The following is a 15,424-nucleotide window of genomic DNA, read 5'->3' on the forward strand; positions in this document are numbered from 1 at the left end:
ACCTTTTCCTCATTCTTTGTAAAAGTAGAGAATAATATAAACATACGTCCAGCCAATAACTAAATTTTAGGACATGTTTTGGATCATATCCTTGCACCTGTGCGTACCGTGAAGTACCGGTCTAAATCTATCAACAAAAAATTTTATCTACCTTTTAGAATGGATAAAATCCTCTATTTTGGAAGGTTTAATTAAATAGGTATAGCACCACATTAGGGTGAATGAGGGGATAAAATCTAACCCTGGAGACAATTCTTCAATAAATGCGACCACAGCTGCCGCCCTACCCATACTACCTTTATACATTCTAGTCATTAGCCATCCGGCAATTGGCGCCCAAATAATATCTGAAAACTCCCCTATCCCAGGAATTACAAAGGAAATCATCCCTATAGCATCAAACAATATTCCGAGTAAAAGATTTTTATTTTTATTATTCATTGAAATCGACATATATAGTGGTTAAAATTATACGCCAGATAAAATCAATTAATATGCCAAAATTAAAATGATTAAAATACCCTGCTTAAGATAGGTCTGAACTAATTAATTTTAAAAATTCGCTTCTTGTTTCTATTTTCTCGAATTGTCCCCGAAATCCGGAAGTTGTAGTAACGGAGTTCTGTTTTTGAACTCCCCTCATCATCATACACATATGCGATGCCTCTATTACAACTGCTACTCCTTTTGGTTTAAGAGTGTTGTTTAAACACTCAAGAATATCATGCGTAAGTCTTTCTTGCACCTGCAAACGTCTGGCAAAAACATCTACTACTCTTGGAATTTTACTTAAACCTACAATTTGACCATCTGGAATGTATGCAATATGGGCTTTCCCAAAAAAGGGTAACATATGGTGCTCACACAAGGAGTATAACTCTATATCCTTTATAATTACCATGTCATCATAAGACTCTTTGAACAACGCTCCCTCCAAAATTTCAACGGCATCTTGCTTATATCCTTGTGTTAAAAAAAGCATTGCCTTTGCAGCTCTTTCTGGCGTTTTCAAAAGGCCTTCCCTGTCTACGTCTTCTCCAATTTCATTAATTATAGACCTATATCTCGTTTTTACCTCGTCGGTAATCTCTAAGTTATATTCTTCTAAGTTTTTATATGATGTCATACCTTTATTTATCTTATTTATTATAAAAAAACTGCTATGCTTTCCATATTTTGAGTCGCATAATCTACGAAATTAGTATTTCTTTTTTACAAGTGTTTAGATAAGCTAAAATTGTCACAAAAATCTATAGATATCATGAACATCATTTTAGCCCTAACCTAATACAAGTACTTTAAAATTGGTCTGCTAATTATAAATTTTTCACTAAAATCAGGTAAAAGTTCTTTTTATTACCTTTTTAACGTACTCCATCTAATTTACCCTAATTTTGATTTTTATAAAATAACATTCCGTAGAATAGGTCAAGTGTTTTGCCTTTTTAACGGGATTGTTTACTTTCGAACCATATATACTCAGGATGATCAAAGCAACGAACATTAATAAATTCTACGGAAATCTACAGGTTTTAAAAGAAGTGGAGCTCCATATAGAAAAAGGTGAGGTAATCTCCATCGTTGGCCCTTCGGGTGCAGGAAAAACCACCTTATTGCAGATTTTGGGCACATTGGATGTACAGAGCAACAAAAACGAAAGTGATCTTATTATAAATGGGGAAGCGGTTAACCGCCTTTCTGAAAATGCTTTGGCCAAATTTCGGAACAACCATATTGGTTTTATATTTCAGTTTCATCAGCTCTTACCAGAGTTTACAGCTCTAGAGAATGTGTGCATTCCTGCTTTTATAAAAGGCACTAAAAAAAGCGAAGCAGAGAAAAAAGCCACCGAGCTTCTCAACTTTTTAGGCTTATCCCATAGGCTGCAACATAAACCAAATGAACTCTCAGGCGGAGAACAACAACGTGTAGCGGTTGCCCGGGCTTTGGTAAACGACCCTGTAATTGTTTTTGCCGATGAACCAAGCGGAAACCTAGACTCCGAAAGTGCAGATAATCTACACAAACTGTTTTTTGACCTAAGAGATAAATTTGGGCAGACGTTTGTGATAGTTACGCATAATGAAGAGCTAGCCAATATGGCAGATAGAAAACTGACCATGGTAGATGGCTCTATAACAAAATAAACATGCTGATACGAGTATGGAGTTTTGTTAAATCGCCAGATGGTGCCCAATGGCGGCATATTTCCACGGGAACTAAACTAAATGTTATGTTTCAACTCTTAATATTAGGGTTGGTCCTTGGGATATCTACAGGTATATTTCTTGGTCTAATTACAGAAATTTCGGGAGTTGATTTAGGCACACATGCCAGTGAAAAATGGCTTGAAAAGTCCACCTTTTCCGTTATTTTTTTTGTTGCCGTTTTGGCTCCCGTATTAGAAGAAATCCTCTTTCGTGGTCCTCTAACATGGTTTAAAGATAAAACTTATTTTAAATATGTTTATTATACTTCCATAGTGCTTTTTGGCGGTGTACATCTATCCAACTTTGAACTTTCCAATGAATTATATGCTCTTTCCCTTATTGTTGTGGCTCCCCAAATTATTCTTGGCGCAATTTTAGGGTACATACGTATTAGAATGGGCCTTAAATGGGCTATATTCCTTCATGCCTCTCATAACGGAGTATTACTAGTACCTCTAGTAATAATGAAATTATTAAATTTTCCATTGGAATGACAAAAAAAGAACTAAAGGAGTTTCTGGATGCTAAATCTTATCAGTATAATAACCCAGATTTTCTGACTACCGATCCTCTGCAAATTCCACATCAATACAGTAAGAAAGAAGATATAGAGATTAGTGGATTCCTAACCGCAACCATAGCTTGGGGTAACAGAAAGAGCATCATAAAAAATGCTGAAAGAATGATAGAGTTGATGGATTCTTCTCCCTACGACTTTATTATGAATTACCAAGAAAATGACCTTGATAGGTTTCAGGAATTTGTACATAGGACATTTAATGGAAATGATCTAACATATTTTGTTCGCAGCTTAAACAATATCTATAAAAATCACGGGGGATTAGAAAGTGTTTTTCATAAACATAGTGAATTGGATTCGCTGCAAAGCGCCATTTCCCAATTTAAAACTGTTTTTTTTGAATTGCCCCATCAAGCAAGAACCACCAAACATGTTTCGGATCCTCTAAAGGGTTCAGCGGCAAAAAGAATAAACATGTTTCTAAGATGGATGGTAAGAAATAACGATACTGGGGTAGATTTCGGAATATGGAAAAGCATTAAACCTTCCCAATTATCTTGTCCTTTGGACGTACATTCAGGGAATGTAGCAAGAAAATTGGGATTGGTTAGAAGAAAACAAAACGATAGAAAAGCCTTGATGGAATTGGATACCCAACTGCGCAAGTTAGATCCTTTAGATCCAGTTAAGTACGATTTCGCCCTGTTTGGCTTAGGCGTTTTTGAAAAATTCTAGGTTTTCCTTAGATATTCAATTAACAAACGCACTACCCTATTGAATCATTATTCAATTACCTCATGGCAAGCCTATGGAGCATCGTGCGGAAAACAAAGATCATCAAATCGTCGCCCGCTTGATCGGAGCGGGCAGGCAAGCGCCGGGGAATTCAAATCTCACCAAGTGAGTAAAATGGCATTCGCTTGGGCTAAACTGCTATTATTTCTTATTTTTAATCGATTTTAATATTAAGAGATACATCCTCCATCATTATGTTTTAAATAAGTTGCCCAATAAAGTCCGTAAGTCCTAAAATCTTGGAGTAACATAACCTTAAAATTCACAATTATTTTATCCATGAATAATCCCCCACATACATCATTAAAGCCTAAACGGTATATAACATCCCTTTCGCTAATGCATGCTGTATTGGTGATATTCCTTCTTTTAATAGGAATCTATGTATATCTCCATGAAGGAGAAATTACAAGCGGTTTTGCTGTCAAAGAGGACCTGTTTATCTATTTAGTACCCTTATTAGGTTTGCTAGCCTATTTCGGAGGTGATTTTATATATAGTAAGTCACTGACCTCTATAAACAAGGAAAGCCCTTTAAAAGAAAAATTACACAAATATTTACAGGTGAGCCTTATACGATTTGCACTTTTAGAAGGGGCCGCGTTTATGGGGATTTTTGCCTATATGAAAAACAACACTATTTTTTATTTGGTAATTACTGTATTTTTAATGCTTTACCTTGTAAAATTAAGACCTACAAAAGACAAGATTATTCAGGATTTAAGGTTAAACCAAAAAGAAAAAGATTGGTTTAATAATACCGTTAACTAGCGGAAAGATATTTTTTTTTAAGCTATGAGCAATCCTTTGCAAATTGCAACTGCAAGCAAGAATTAATTATATTACTTTTAGAATCATTAACGTTTTTTTTATAAACACTTGGAATTAAATTATCTAACGAATACTACGTAAATGAAAACTACAATTAGATTAGCAGCCTATTTTGCCTTCTCCCTATTTTTTACCCTTCCCAGCGTCGCCCAAGATTGGCCAGGACTACAACAGTTTAAAGAGGAAAATAAAAAATTGGCACCCCCAACAGAAAACGAAAATAGAGTGGTTTTTATGGGGAACTCCATAACCATTGGGTGGCTGAACACTCGTCCTGAATTCTTTGAAGGGAAACCTTATATCAATCGAGGTATAAGCGGACAGACCACTCCGCAAATGCTTATTAGGTTTAGGCAAGATGTTTTAGATCTTCAACCAAAAGTGGTGGTGATTTTAGCTGGCACCAATGATATTGCTGGTAATACCGGTCCATCTTCTTTAGAAATGATAGTAGATAATATTAAATCCATGGCTCAATTAGCACAAGCTAACGGAATTAAGGTAATTATCTCTTCAGTATTACCCGCCTATGACTATCCATGGCGACCTGGGTTAAAACCGAATGAAAAAATACCTGCTTTAAACACGTTGTTAAAAGAATATGCCGTGAATAACGGATTTTTATATCTAGATTACTTTTCAGCAATGGCGGATGAAAGAAATGGCCTTCCCAAAAAGTATGCAAAAGACGAAGTTCACCCTACTGCCGAAGGCTATTCTGTTATGGAACCAATGGTTGAAGAAACAATTCATAAGGTGTTAAAATTGAATTGATTAAAAATAACCTGTCAATTATTTTAGTGATTGTAATTAATTATCGAAATTCATTTTCCTAAGATAATAATACACCAACCTAAACCATTATTATTACTATGAAAAAGCTCATTATTCCCTTCCTTTTCTTAGCAACCACATTAGCATCTGCTCAGGATTTATTTGAAATAAAAGGACTTTGTATTGCTGCACCGACGCCTAATGGCGTTGATGAATTTGTGAAATTTATGGACGAAGAGTTAGGTCCAAATGGCATCAATACCTTGGTTTTAAGGGTAGATTATAACTATGCATATGAATCTAGACCAGAACTAAGAGGCAAGGCTCCTTTGTCTAGAAGTCAGGTAAAGCAACTGGTTGCTGCAGCTAAGAAGCATGAAATCAAATTAATTCCACAAGTAAACTTATTGGGACACCAAAGTTGGGCAGAGCAAAACTCAAAGCTATTGGAAGTTTATCCAGAATTTGATGAAACACCACATGTAAATCTGCCAAAGAATTACGAATGGCCTAATCAAGATGACTTATACTGCAAGAGCTACTGCCCATTACATCCAGAGGTCCATAATGTTGTCTTTGATTTGATGGATGAAATAATGGAAGTCTTTGAGGCAGATGCCTTTCATGCGGGAATGGATGAGGTTTTTTATATTGCCGACGCGCACTGCCCTAGGTGTAAAGGGAAAGACCCAGCAGCCTTATTCGCCAATGAAGTCAATAAGATTAATGCGCATCTAATGAAAAATGGCAAACAGCTTTGGATTTGGGGGGATAGACTAATAGACGGGGCTACTTCTGGAATCGGTATGTGGGAGGCTAGCATGAATAATACCGCCAGAGCCATTGATATGATTGATACATCCATTATTATCTGCGATTGGCATTACGAGAAAGCGGTGCCTACCCCCGCCCTATTTGCCCTTAAAGGATTGAACGTTATTAGTTCTCCATGGCGAACACCAGAAGTAGCAAAAGCTCAAGTAGAAATGATGCATCAATTCAAACTAAATTCTGCTTCCCCATTGAAAGAGCGATTTATGGGTGTTATGCAAACGGTATGGTCATCGGCAAGTGAATTTATAAAGAGTTACCATACAGAAAAAGAAAAGGGAAGCGATCAAAAGACCCAAGAAGCCTGTTTTAAGGCTATGTTGGCTGCAATTAATGAATTGGAATCGCCATTAAAGCCTACCAAATAATTTAGCGGCATAGTACATGAGCGGTCAGAAAGTAAGCATCCTAATACCTTTTAAAAACACCGAGGCATTCTTGCCCTTTTGTATCGATTCTATTATTGATCAAACCTATCCCAATTGGGAAGTATTGGCCATAGACGACCATTCTTCCGATAGCAGCGCTCAAATAATTAAAGCCTATGCCCAAAAAGAGTCTAGGATCCAAGTTCATAAGAACAAGGGGCAGGGCATAATAGAAGCCCTAAGAACCGCTTATTCTATGACTACTGGGACCTTAATCACTAGAATGGATTCTGATGATGTTATGGCCAGTAACAGATTGGAATTAATGGTTAAAAGCCTACAACAAAGTGGCAAGGGATACATTGCCTTGGGAAAGGTGAAGTATTTCTCGGAAAAAAAGCTTGGAAACGGTTATAAAAGTTACGAAAAGTGGTTAAATAAATTAATTGAAACAGGAACAAACTTTTCCGAAATATACAAGGAATGTGTTATTCCGTCTCCCTGCTGGATGGTACATAAAACCGATCTGGACCTCGTAGGCGCATTTTTACCAGACCGCTACCCAGAGGATTACGACCTAGCCTTTCGCTTCTATCAACACGGAATAAAATGTATACCAACCAAAGCAATTTTACATTTCTGGCGCGACTATAATCACCGAACCTCTAGAACCCACGAACATTACGCCGAAAATAACTTCTTAGACATTAAGATTTCTTACTTCCTTAAGCTAGACCAAGATAGGAACAGACCACTCGTAGTTTGGGGTGCAGGAAAGAAAGGAAAAAAAATTTCTAAAAAACTGATTAATAGTCAGGTAGAATTCTTCTGGATTTGTAATAATTCAAATAAAATTGGCAAAGATATTTACGGAAAAACGATGCAGCATTATAGGCTTCTGAAGAATCTAGAAAACCCACAGATTATAATATCCGTTGCCAACAAGGAAGCCCAAGAGTTTATTCGAGACTACTTATCGGAATTAGACAAGGTCTTTGCTCAGGATTTTTTTTTCTTTTGTTAAATATTGGTACTGTACCTTAGGTAATAATCAAGGTATACTCTTTTCTAGATGTATTTCATATTAACCTTATACTATGTAACACCTCCTTCCATTCCTAGCTACGCTAATAGTTTTCTCCTAAAAATCCTAGCATAAATTTTAGATTGTCCTCTAATATCTTTCTTATATTTGAAAAATTAAATTTGGGAATGCTGTTTAAACATCCGGAAGTTCTTTGGTCGCTTTTTTTATTGCTCATCCCTATTCTCATTCACCTATTTCAACTTCGCAGATTTAAGAAAACCTCTTTTACCAATGTTAAGATCCTAAAAAAGGTAATTGCAGCATCTAGAAAAAGTAATGTTCTAAAAAAGTGGCTCTTATTATTTACACGCCTCCTATTGCTAACAGCCTTAATCATTGCTTTTGCTCAACCATTCTATCCAGGAAAGTCGGCTTTAAAAAATAGCCAGATCATAATATACTTGGATAATTCATTTAGTATGCAAGCAACTGATGTTACTGGTACTCTTTTAGAGAATAAGGTTCAGGAATTATTGAGATCGGCGCCTACAACACTTAGTTTTAGCCTCTTTACTAATGAGCAGCTTTTTAAAGATGTAAACACGGACGATATTAAGAAAGACCTTCTCTCCTTAACCTATACAGGGAACCAAATGCCTTTCGATCAAATCTATCTTAAAGCTAAAAGCCTAATTAAAGATCCTGAGAACCCCAACAATGAATTAATCCTTATTTCAGATTTTCAAAGTCATGCCCCATCCCTGGCCTTGGATTCCTTGAAAAATGCAAATTTACATCTGGTACCAGCCCGTTCAAAAGACCTTAGTAATGTTGCCATTGATACTGTTTATATTGCAGAAGCCACTCCTGAAACCTTGAATCTGATTTGTGAACTCTCTAGCAATACCAATAGGGAAAACCTTCCTGTTTCATTATATAATGATGATAAATTGATTGCGAAAACATCGGCAACGTTTAATGAAGAGCATAAAAGTAATATTGTATTTACCCTACCTGTCAATGAAATAATTAATGGAAAAATTACCATATCCGATTCGGGACTTGAATATGATAATCAGCTTTATTTTAATATCGACAAAAAAGAAAAAATCAATGTACTATCGGTAAGCGAAGCACCTAGTCAATTCTTAAGCAGAATTTTCAGGGAAGATGAATTCACCTACTCCGATTTTCTATTAAGATCCTTGAATTATGGGGAGCTGGATTCACAAAACTTGATTATACTTAATGAACTAGAGAGTATCCCTGCTGCATTGCAGAACGTGCTACAATCATTCGTTAAAAATGGTGGAAACATCGTAATCATTCCCCATATGGACGCAGACCTGTCCAGTTATAACTTGTTCCTAACGAACAATTTAAATACCTCCTTTATCTCAGGAAGTACAGAGGAGCGAAAAGTGAGTACTATTAGTTTTGAACACCCTTTATACAAACACGTATTTGAAGAAAAGATAACAAACTTTCAATATCCTAGCTTAAAAAAATATTATAAAATTAATTCTAATCTACCAAAGCTACTCACATTGGATAATGGAGATCCGTTTTTAGTAGCCGCTAACGGAATTTACCTGTTTACCGCCCCAATTTCTTTAGATTATTCCAATTTTAATAGATCGCCATTGGTTGTGCCTACCTTTTACAATATGGGATGGAACAGCCTAAAACTTCCAAAGATTTATGAGCTAATAGGAGAGGAAACTACCATAGACTTGCCAATAGTACTAGATAAAGATAGAATTTTAAAGGTGTCTGGTAATAATATAGAATTTATCCCCTATCAGCAGACCTACGCCAATAAAACGGCACTAAGCTTTAAAGAATTGCCAGCCACAGCTGGAAATTATAACATTGGTGTTGCCAATAAAAATATGGCCATGATAAGTTTTAATCACCCTAGAAATGAAAGCAAATTAAACTACCTAGAAATTAATGAGCTATCTGCTAATTCTGTTAATAATAACTTGGACCTACTATTCCAACAAATAGAAAGTGACCATAGTATAAAGGAGCTTTGGAAATGGTTTATTACTTTAGCATTGGCATTTATCCTAATAGAAGTTCTTATTCAAAAATATTTAAAATGAACATACTCTTAAAATCCGCCACAATAGTAGATTCTTCTAATTCTGATTATCATCTAAAAAAGCTGGATATCCACATTCAAGATGGTATCATTAAGGATATAGCGCCCAACATAGACGTTAGTGACAATGTCCAAGTTATTGAGGACCATAATCTGCATGTATCTATAGGTTGGTTCGATTCTGGAGTCAGCTTTGGAGAACCAGGTTACGAAGAACGAGAGACTATTGCCAACGGGCTTTATACTGCAGCTCGCAGTGGTTTTACAGATATTGTGCTTAACCCAAATACCAATCCGGTTCCAGACAGTAGTTCCGATATCATTTTTTTTAAGAATGCCGCAAGATCAAATGCTGTTAACATTCATCCTCTAGGAGCCTTGACCATAAAGTCTGAAGGAGAAAGTTTGGCCGAGCTATACGATATGAAAAGTGCTGGGGCCGTAGGGTTTTACGATTATAAGCGCCCTATAAGCAACCCTAACTTGATGAAGGTGGCCTTGCAATACGCCCATAATTTTAATGGATTAGTGATAAGCTTTCCTATGGATAAGCAAATTACTGGAAAAGGAATAGTAAATGAAGGGGAAGTTTCTACCAAATTGGGATTAAAGGGAATTCCCCATATGGCGGAAGAATTAAATTTAGCAAGAGACCTGTTTATTCTAGAATATACTGGTGGAAAATTACACGTCCCAACAATATCTACCGCTAAATCTGTAAAATTAATAGCAGAAGCAAAGAAAAAAGGATTGGATGTAAGTTGTAGTGTCGCCATCCACAATCTTTGCTTTACAGATGAAACATTGCTTGGTTTTGATTCTAGGTTCAAGCTAATGCCACCCCTTAGAACAAATAAAGACAGTAAGGCTTTGCTGAAAGGCCTTAAGGATGGAGTGATCGATTTTGTTACAACCGATCATAGGCCCATGGATATTGAGCTTAAGAGAGTAGAATTTGACAATGCAGCCAACGGAACCATAGGTTTAGAAAGTGCTTTTGGAATACTAAATAGTTTATTAGGCCTAGAAAACACTATAGCGCTGCTTACCAAAGGAAGGGAGCGATACGGTCTATCTAATCCGAGTCTAAAAATTGGTGAGAAAGCAGTTTTAACCCTATTTAATCCTGATATTAAATATACCTTTACAGAAGAGGACATCCTTTCTAGTTCAAAAAATAGCGCATTCCTAGATAGCAAAATGAAGGGAAGGGCAATAGGGATAATAGGCAACAACCAATTAATTCACTAACTTTGAAATTAATGACTAAACAACACCAAAATGGATCAGCAGACTATAAATGAAGGGAAGACCATGGCAATGGTAAGTTACTTATTCCTAATAGGATTACTTATTGCCTTTATAGTGAATAGCAACAAGAAGAATGCTTTCGTCCAATTTCATATAGAGCAATCGCTAAGAGTTTGGATCCTTTCATTAGTTTTATCTATCGCCTTATTTATGCTATCCCTATTAGGCATAGGATTTTTAGGCATCCTTAGGTGGGTACCCTTTGCCTTTGCCATTTTGGGAGTGATTAATGCTAATAGCGGTAAACTAGAAGATCTTCCATTAATTGGAAGTATCGGAAAATAAAATTTATAATTATAACACAATTAGAGGTCTTTTAAGGGCCTCTTTTTATGCTTATAATTTAAAGTTAAAGTAACTTTGCCTACATGAATGAAACAATAAAAGAGGGGAAAACAACTGCAATTGTTGCGTATATGACTATGGTCGGTGCGCTGATTGCCATATCTATGAATTCCGAACCTAAAAATGAATTTGCAAGGTTCCATACACGCCAAGCTTTTGGGTTACACCTTATTTTTTTAGGAGTTGCCATATTTCTAAGTAACTGGTACAGTGAATATGCCTGGTACGGACTATACATTTTTTATGTAGTTCTATGGTTCTATGGATTCTTAGGAGCCTTAAATGACAAAAAACAAGAAGTACCGATTCTTGGCCCCTATTTTCAAAAATGGTTCACTTTTATATCTTAAAATGACTACAGCAACACTTTCTTTAGAACACTTAATTAGACCATCAAATATAACTAACGGTAAAGCCCCGGTTCTTTTTATGTTCCATGGTTATGGAAGCAATGAAGAGGATCTATTTTCCTTTGCTCCTGAACTGCCAAAGGAACTATGCATAATATCGGTAAGAGCCCCCTACCCTATGCAGCCATTTGGCAATATGTGGTATGCAATTAATTTTGAAGCGGATAGAGGAAAATGGAACGATGATGCACAAGCAAAACTTTCTCGTGATAAAATAAAGGTATTTATAGAAGAAGCTTGTAGCACTTATGGGTTAGACGAAACTAATGTATCCCTTTTGGGTTTTAGTCAAGGTACTATATTAAGTTACGCTGTAGCACTTACCTATCCGCAAATGGTTAAAAATGTGATCGCTTTAAGTGGATACATAAGCATACCTATGCTTTCTGAGAACTATCAGGAAAATGATCATAAGCATTTAAATATCTATGCCTCACACGGGAGTGTAGACCAAGTGATTCCTGTTTCGTGGGCACAAAAGGTACCAGAAACATTGACCGAGCTAGGAATAGAGCATGTTTATGAGGAATTTCCAGTAGGCCATGGTGTAGCACCTCAAAATTTTTATTCTTTTAAAAAGTGGTTAGAGGATAAAATATAAGTTCAATACACTGCTCACTTTATAAAATTTTATCCATGATATATAAGGTCGATACCTCTGTAAAAGAAAATGTATCGACCTTATTTATTCATGCTTTATCACCTTAATTGGTTGCAGTCTATATCGCGATGCCTTTAGCTTCGGGTATACAATAGGTGGTCTATTAGGGTGAAATCTACCCCCAAATCATCCTTTAAATCGAACTTTATCAATAGCTCTCCCCAAAATTTTCCATCAGAAAAATCGGCTAAGATCCATTTGTGGTTCAATACTTTAATTTTGTTGATTTTAAAATCACCTTCCATCCCCTCATAAGGTACTAAAGGATTATCCCCTTTACTCTCATTGGTTTCTAATAACTTATCTATTATATAAGAACTTGGCGAATCTAACTTTAGATCGTCATAATAAGACAACGCATCGTCATTATTATCCAAAGAGAAATACTGCATATCCATTACCCTTACTTGCAGGCCCCTAATTGAATCTTCCAATTTCCCCAATTTTTCCGCCTTAGCTTCTATTAACCCGTTTTTAGCCTTCAACATATTATTAGTGCTAATAAATTGATATAGGGCGATTAAAGAAATAAATAAAAATAAGTAAAAGAAGATTTTTTGTTTCATAGCTGTAATTAATTGATATTTTGATTAGGGATTTTAAGTTTAAAGGATTCCTTATCATTACCCTTTAAGGAAAGATATTTTGCCTAGCACTCTACTATTAGGTTATCGTAAGCTAGGTGGACATTTTTTGGCAATTTTTTTTCAACTTCGTCATGAAATCCTAATAAATGACTAATATGAGTTAAGTAGGCAGTTGTAGGTTTTATAACATCTATAAACGCTAAAGCTTCTTCTAAATTAAAATGAGAGTGATGTGGTTCTATACGTAACGCATTAATTACCAATACTTTTGCCCCCTTAATTTTTTCCATCTCTACGTTTTCAATGCTTTTTACATCGGTAAGATAAACAAAATCAGATATTCTGAATCCAAAAACCTGCAATCTATTGTGTTGGGCTTCAATCGGTATTGCCATTAAATTTCCAATTTTAAAAGGCTTGTTATTCCTAACGGTATTTACTTCAACGCCTGGAGCACCCGGATATCTATTTTCATCAGCAAAGATATAATCAAATCGTTTCATCAGGGAGCTAATAACCCTCTCGTGTCCATAAATGGGAATATCTCCCTGTCTAAAAAAAAAGGGTCTTATATCATCTATTCCTGCAGTATGGTCTGCATGTTCATGGGTAAATAAAATGCCATCGATCTTTACCACCTTATTAACAAGCATTTGCTGTCTAAAATCGGGTCCGCAATCTATAACATAATTATAATTATCCCAAGATACTAAAACGGAAACGCGAAGCCTTTTGTCCTTTGGATTTTCACTAAGGCAAACTGGATGTTTACTGCCAATCACTGGTATGCCTTGTGATGTACCAGTTCCTAAAAATGTAATTTTCAAGCTTATTTTTGTTTAATTCAAATTTATAATTTATTTATTTAATAGATAGTGTTATCTTATTAACTTTGTGCAAAGCAAATATGCTATTATATCATTTATTTTGAAAAAAGAGATTGCATTTACCAATGTTCCGTCCATTAAGGCGAAAACTTTACGTATAAATCTAAATCCCGATATATACGGGACCTTTTCCGAAATTGGTGCCGGTCAAGAAACCTCCGCACATTTTTTTAGATCCGGTGGAGCTTCAGGAACTATAGCGAAAGCCATGAGCGCCTATGATAAGGATTTTAGTGATGCTATTTACGGCGTGGAGGAAGATGGCAGATATGTAACCCAGTCTAGGCTAAATAAAATGTTGCATCATGAGATGGAACATATGGAAAACAGAATTAGCCGTGATAAGCATCCAGAAAGATTGTTCTTTTCCTATGCCAATACTGTAGCTACAATTGATTTTTCGAAGCGGTATAAAGGACATGGATGGATTGGGATCAGATATCAGCTAGAACCTAATCAGAAAGATCTTAACGAAATTGTCCTTCATATTCGATTTAAACAAAATGAGGCCCGACTACAGCAGGAAACTCTTGGAATTGTTGGGGTAAACCTTATTTACGGTGCTTTTTATAAGTATGATAAACCCACAAAATTATTAAAGTATCTCTATGATCATATTGACAAGGATACCGTAGAAATTGATATGGTAAATTTTTCTGGACCTAATTTTTCTAAAGTAGACAATAGGCTGATGAGTCTTGAGTTGATCAAAAATAATATGACCGATGCGGTGATGTTTGGTCCTGACGGCAATAACCTTCTTCCGGCAACCATCCTTTACAAAAAGAATATTTTGGCGCTTAGGGGTAGCTTTAGACCGGTGACCAAGGTAAATATGGATATGTTTAAAAAATCCTATGACATATTTATCAGGGAACCTAAGGTAGAAGAAGAGAACACAGTAGTTATTTTTGAGATTACGTTGTCTAATCTTAAGGCCTCTGGAAAAATAGATGAACAAGATTTTATGGACCGCGCAGAGCTTTTATGCTCCTTGGGCCATACGGTAATGATATCTAAGTTTCAGGAATATTATAGATTGGTAGAATATTTTAGCAATTATACCAAAGCCAAGATTGGTCTTACGATGGGCGTAAATAACCTTGTCGATATATTTGATGAAAAGTATTACCGACACCTAAGTGGAGGTATTTTAGAGGCCTTTGGAAAGTTATTCTTTAAGGACTTGAAAGTATATCTATATCCAATGAGAAATGAAGAAACGGGGCAAGTTATGACCAGCAATACCGTTAAAGTGCACCCGAGAATGAAGGAATTGTACAAATTCTTTAAGTACAACGGAAAAGTGATGGATATAATTGATTACGATCCAGAAATTCTACATGTTTTCTCTAGAGATGTACTGAGACAGATAATAAATGGCGAAGAAGGATGGGAATCCGGGATCATGACCAATTGTTGTGTTTATGCAAAAATTGTAGTTAATCTGTAAAGGAAGAATTCTACATTTTTCACCCCTCTGAATTGTGCCCTGAACGCTTTAATTTTTGCATTGAATGATTCTGCCGAGGCATTCGTACTTTTATTTATAAAATAGTTCAGTATAGATCTGTAATTAACGCTGATACTGTTAGCCACTGTTTGGAAGCTTTTAAAGCCCGAAGCCTCTACGTCCTTGTGCCAGTGTGCCAGTTTCGTATATGCCGTTTGTATAGTAGTGGCTGTATTGAATATGTTCCTGAGCCCCTGTACCAGGTCGAAGGCTACCTTTATGTCGGGATATTCGGCAAACAATATTT

18 protein-coding genes are annotated in these 15,424 nt (G+C 36.0%); 13 read left to right on the forward strand and 5 right to left on the reverse strand.

Annotated features, from left to right (window positions below; genetic code table 11):
* Nucleotides 1-147: 147 nt before the first annotated feature.
* Together G466_RS0112900 and folE are read right to left on the reverse strand one after the other, a co-directional pair.
* Nucleotides 148-441, reverse strand: a complete 294-nt coding sequence (locus tag G466_RS0112900; RefSeq protein ID WP_026814047.1) for a hypothetical protein — start codon at nucleotides 439-441, stop codon at nucleotides 148-150.
* 85 nt (nucleotides 442-526) lie between these two features.
* Complete coding sequence (folE, locus tag G466_RS0112905; protein ID WP_026814048.1) at nucleotides 527-1,126, reverse strand: GTP cyclohydrolase I FolE; 600 nt, start codon at nucleotides 1,124-1,126, stop codon at nucleotides 527-529.
* A gap of 358 nt (nucleotides 1,127-1,484) precedes the next feature.
* Here folE and G466_RS0112910 point away from each other — a divergent pair, with 358 nt between their 5' ends.
* The 12 genes from G466_RS0112910 (at nucleotide 1,485) to G466_RS0112970 (ending at nucleotide 12,130) form a co-directional block, all read left to right on the forward strand.
* Complete coding sequence (locus tag G466_RS0112910; protein WP_026814049.1) at nucleotides 1,485-2,147, forward strand: ABC transporter ATP-binding protein; 663 nt, start codon at nucleotides 1,485-1,487, stop codon at nucleotides 2,145-2,147.
* A gap of 2 nt (nucleotides 2,148-2,149) precedes the next feature.
* The gene (locus tag G466_RS0112915; RefSeq protein ID WP_026814050.1) at nucleotides 2,150-2,704 is read left to right on the forward strand and encodes a CPBP family intramembrane glutamic endopeptidase; all 555 of its coding nucleotides are present in this window, start codon (nucleotides 2,150-2,152) and stop codon (nucleotides 2,702-2,704) included.
* Nucleotides 2,701-3,465: a TIGR02757 family protein gene (locus G466_RS0112920; protein WP_026814051.1), complete on the forward strand. Its 765-nt coding sequence runs from the start codon at nucleotides 2,701-2,703 to the stop codon at nucleotides 3,463-3,465. Before G466_RS0112915 ends, G466_RS0112920 begins: the two co-directional genes overlap by 4 nt.
* A 399-nt stretch (nucleotides 3,466-3,864) precedes the next feature.
* Nucleotides 3,865-4,296: a hypothetical protein gene (locus G466_RS0112930; protein ID WP_157373874.1), complete on the forward strand. Its 432-nt coding sequence runs from the start codon at nucleotides 3,865-3,867 to the stop codon at nucleotides 4,294-4,296.
* Between the two features lie 141 nt (nucleotides 4,297-4,437).
* Nucleotides 4,438-5,130 (forward strand): SGNH/GDSL hydrolase family protein, encoded by a 693-nt coding sequence (locus G466_RS0112935; RefSeq protein ID WP_026814053.1) that lies wholly within the window; start codon nucleotides 4,438-4,440, stop codon nucleotides 5,128-5,130.
* A 98-nt stretch (nucleotides 5,131-5,228) separates the two neighbouring features.
* Nucleotides 5,229-6,329 (forward strand): family 20 glycosylhydrolase, encoded by a 1,101-nt coding sequence (locus G466_RS0112940; RefSeq protein WP_026814054.1) that lies wholly within the window; start codon nucleotides 5,229-5,231, stop codon nucleotides 6,327-6,329.
* A gap of 16 nt (nucleotides 6,330-6,345) precedes the next feature.
* Nucleotides 6,346-7,353, forward strand: a complete 1,008-nt coding sequence (locus G466_RS0112945; protein WP_026814055.1) for a glycosyltransferase family 2 protein — start codon at nucleotides 6,346-6,348, stop codon at nucleotides 7,351-7,353.
* Between the two features lie 188 nt (nucleotides 7,354-7,541).
* Nucleotides 7,542-9,464 (forward strand): BatA domain-containing protein, encoded by a 1,923-nt coding sequence (locus G466_RS0112950; protein ID WP_026814056.1) that lies wholly within the window; start codon nucleotides 7,542-7,544, stop codon nucleotides 9,462-9,464.
* Nucleotides 9,461-10,714, forward strand: coding sequence for a dihydroorotase (locus G466_RS0112955; RefSeq protein WP_026814057.1), 1,254 nt, complete (start codon nucleotides 9,461-9,463; stop codon nucleotides 10,712-10,714). Before G466_RS0112950 ends, G466_RS0112955 begins: the two co-directional genes overlap by 4 nt.
* Nucleotides 10,715-10,744: 30 nt before the next feature.
* Nucleotides 10,745-11,059 (forward strand): DUF4870 domain-containing protein, encoded by a 315-nt coding sequence (locus G466_RS0112960; protein ID WP_026814058.1) that lies wholly within the window; start codon nucleotides 10,745-10,747, stop codon nucleotides 11,057-11,059.
* Nucleotides 11,060-11,142: 83 nt separating this feature from the next.
* Nucleotides 11,143-11,469, forward strand: a complete 327-nt coding sequence (locus tag G466_RS0112965; protein ID WP_026814059.1) for a hypothetical protein — start codon at nucleotides 11,143-11,145, stop codon at nucleotides 11,467-11,469.
* Between the two features lies 1 nt (nucleotide 11,470).
* Complete coding sequence (locus G466_RS0112970) at nucleotides 11,471-12,130, forward strand: alpha/beta hydrolase (protein WP_026814060.1); 660 nt, start codon at nucleotides 11,471-11,473, stop codon at nucleotides 12,128-12,130.
* Between the two features lie 134 nt (nucleotides 12,131-12,264).
* Here the strand turns inward: G466_RS0112970 and G466_RS0112975 are convergent, their stop codons facing one another.
* Together G466_RS0112975 and G466_RS0112980 are read right to left on the reverse strand one after the other, a co-directional pair.
* Entirely contained in the window at nucleotides 12,265-12,756 is a 492-nt protein-coding gene (locus G466_RS0112975) for a hypothetical protein (RefSeq protein ID WP_026814061.1), read from the reverse strand.
* A gap of 83 nt (nucleotides 12,757-12,839) precedes the next feature.
* Nucleotides 12,840-13,604 carry an MBL fold metallo-hydrolase gene (locus G466_RS0112980; protein ID WP_026814062.1) on the reverse strand — a complete coding sequence of 255 codons (765 nt, stop codon included), beginning with the start codon at nucleotides 13,602-13,604 and terminating at the stop codon, nucleotides 12,840-12,842.
* A 97-nt stretch (nucleotides 13,605-13,701) separates the two neighbouring features.
* On the opposite strand from G466_RS0112980, the gene G466_RS21990 reads away from it, so the two are divergent.
* Nucleotides 13,702-15,117 (forward strand): TonB-dependent receptor, encoded by a 1,416-nt coding sequence (locus tag G466_RS21990; RefSeq protein WP_394331701.1) that lies wholly within the window; start codon nucleotides 13,702-13,704, stop codon nucleotides 15,115-15,117.
* Here the strand turns inward: G466_RS21990 and G466_RS0112990 are convergent.
* The coding region (locus G466_RS0112990; RefSeq protein WP_026814063.1) for a transposase at nucleotides 15,090-15,424 on the reverse strand (335 nt) is incomplete at its 5' end. The genes G466_RS21990 and G466_RS0112990 overlap by 28 nt on opposite strands.

This window comes from Arenibacter certesii DSM 19833 (assembly GCF_000429545.1).
In the GTDB taxonomy this organism is placed as follows: domain Bacteria; phylum Bacteroidota; class Bacteroidia; order Flavobacteriales; family Flavobacteriaceae; genus Arenibacter; species Arenibacter certesii.

Coding starts and splice junctions, on each gene's coding strand:
- G466_RS0112900 (WP_026814047.1), bottom strand. CDS start 441: ATGAATAATAAAAATAAAAATCTTTTACTCGGAATATTGTTTGATGCT.
- folE (WP_026814048.1), bottom strand. CDS start 1,126: ATGACATCATATAAAAACTTAGAAGAATATAACTTAGAGATTACCGAC.
- G466_RS0112910 (WP_026814049.1), top strand. CDS start 1,485: ATGATCAAAGCAACGAACATTAATAAATTCTACGGAAATCTACAGGTT.
- G466_RS0112915 (WP_026814050.1), top strand. CDS start 2,150: ATGCTGATACGAGTATGGAGTTTTGTTAAATCGCCAGATGGTGCCCAA.
- G466_RS0112920 (WP_026814051.1), top strand. CDS start 2,701: ATGACAAAAAAAGAACTAAAGGAGTTTCTGGATGCTAAATCTTATCAG.
- G466_RS0112930 (WP_157373874.1), top strand. CDS start 3,865: ATGCATGCTGTATTGGTGATATTCCTTCTTTTAATAGGAATCTATGTA.
- G466_RS0112935 (WP_026814053.1), top strand. CDS start 4,438: ATGAAAACTACAATTAGATTAGCAGCCTATTTTGCCTTCTCCCTATTT.
- G466_RS0112940 (WP_026814054.1), top strand. CDS start 5,229: ATGAAAAAGCTCATTATTCCCTTCCTTTTCTTAGCAACCACATTAGCA.
- G466_RS0112945 (WP_026814055.1), top strand. CDS start 6,346: ATGAGCGGTCAGAAAGTAAGCATCCTAATACCTTTTAAAAACACCGAG.
- G466_RS0112950 (WP_026814056.1), top strand. CDS start 7,542: ATGCTGTTTAAACATCCGGAAGTTCTTTGGTCGCTTTTTTTATTGCTC.
- G466_RS0112955 (WP_026814057.1), top strand. CDS start 9,461: ATGAACATACTCTTAAAATCCGCCACAATAGTAGATTCTTCTAATTCT.
- G466_RS0112960 (WP_026814058.1), top strand. CDS start 10,745: ATGGATCAGCAGACTATAAATGAAGGGAAGACCATGGCAATGGTAAGT.
- G466_RS0112965 (WP_026814059.1), top strand. CDS start 11,143: ATGAATGAAACAATAAAAGAGGGGAAAACAACTGCAATTGTTGCGTAT.
- G466_RS0112970 (WP_026814060.1), top strand. CDS start 11,471: ATGACTACAGCAACACTTTCTTTAGAACACTTAATTAGACCATCAAAT.
- G466_RS0112975 (WP_026814061.1), bottom strand. CDS start 12,756: ATGAAACAAAAAATCTTCTTTTACTTATTTTTATTTATTTCTTTAATC.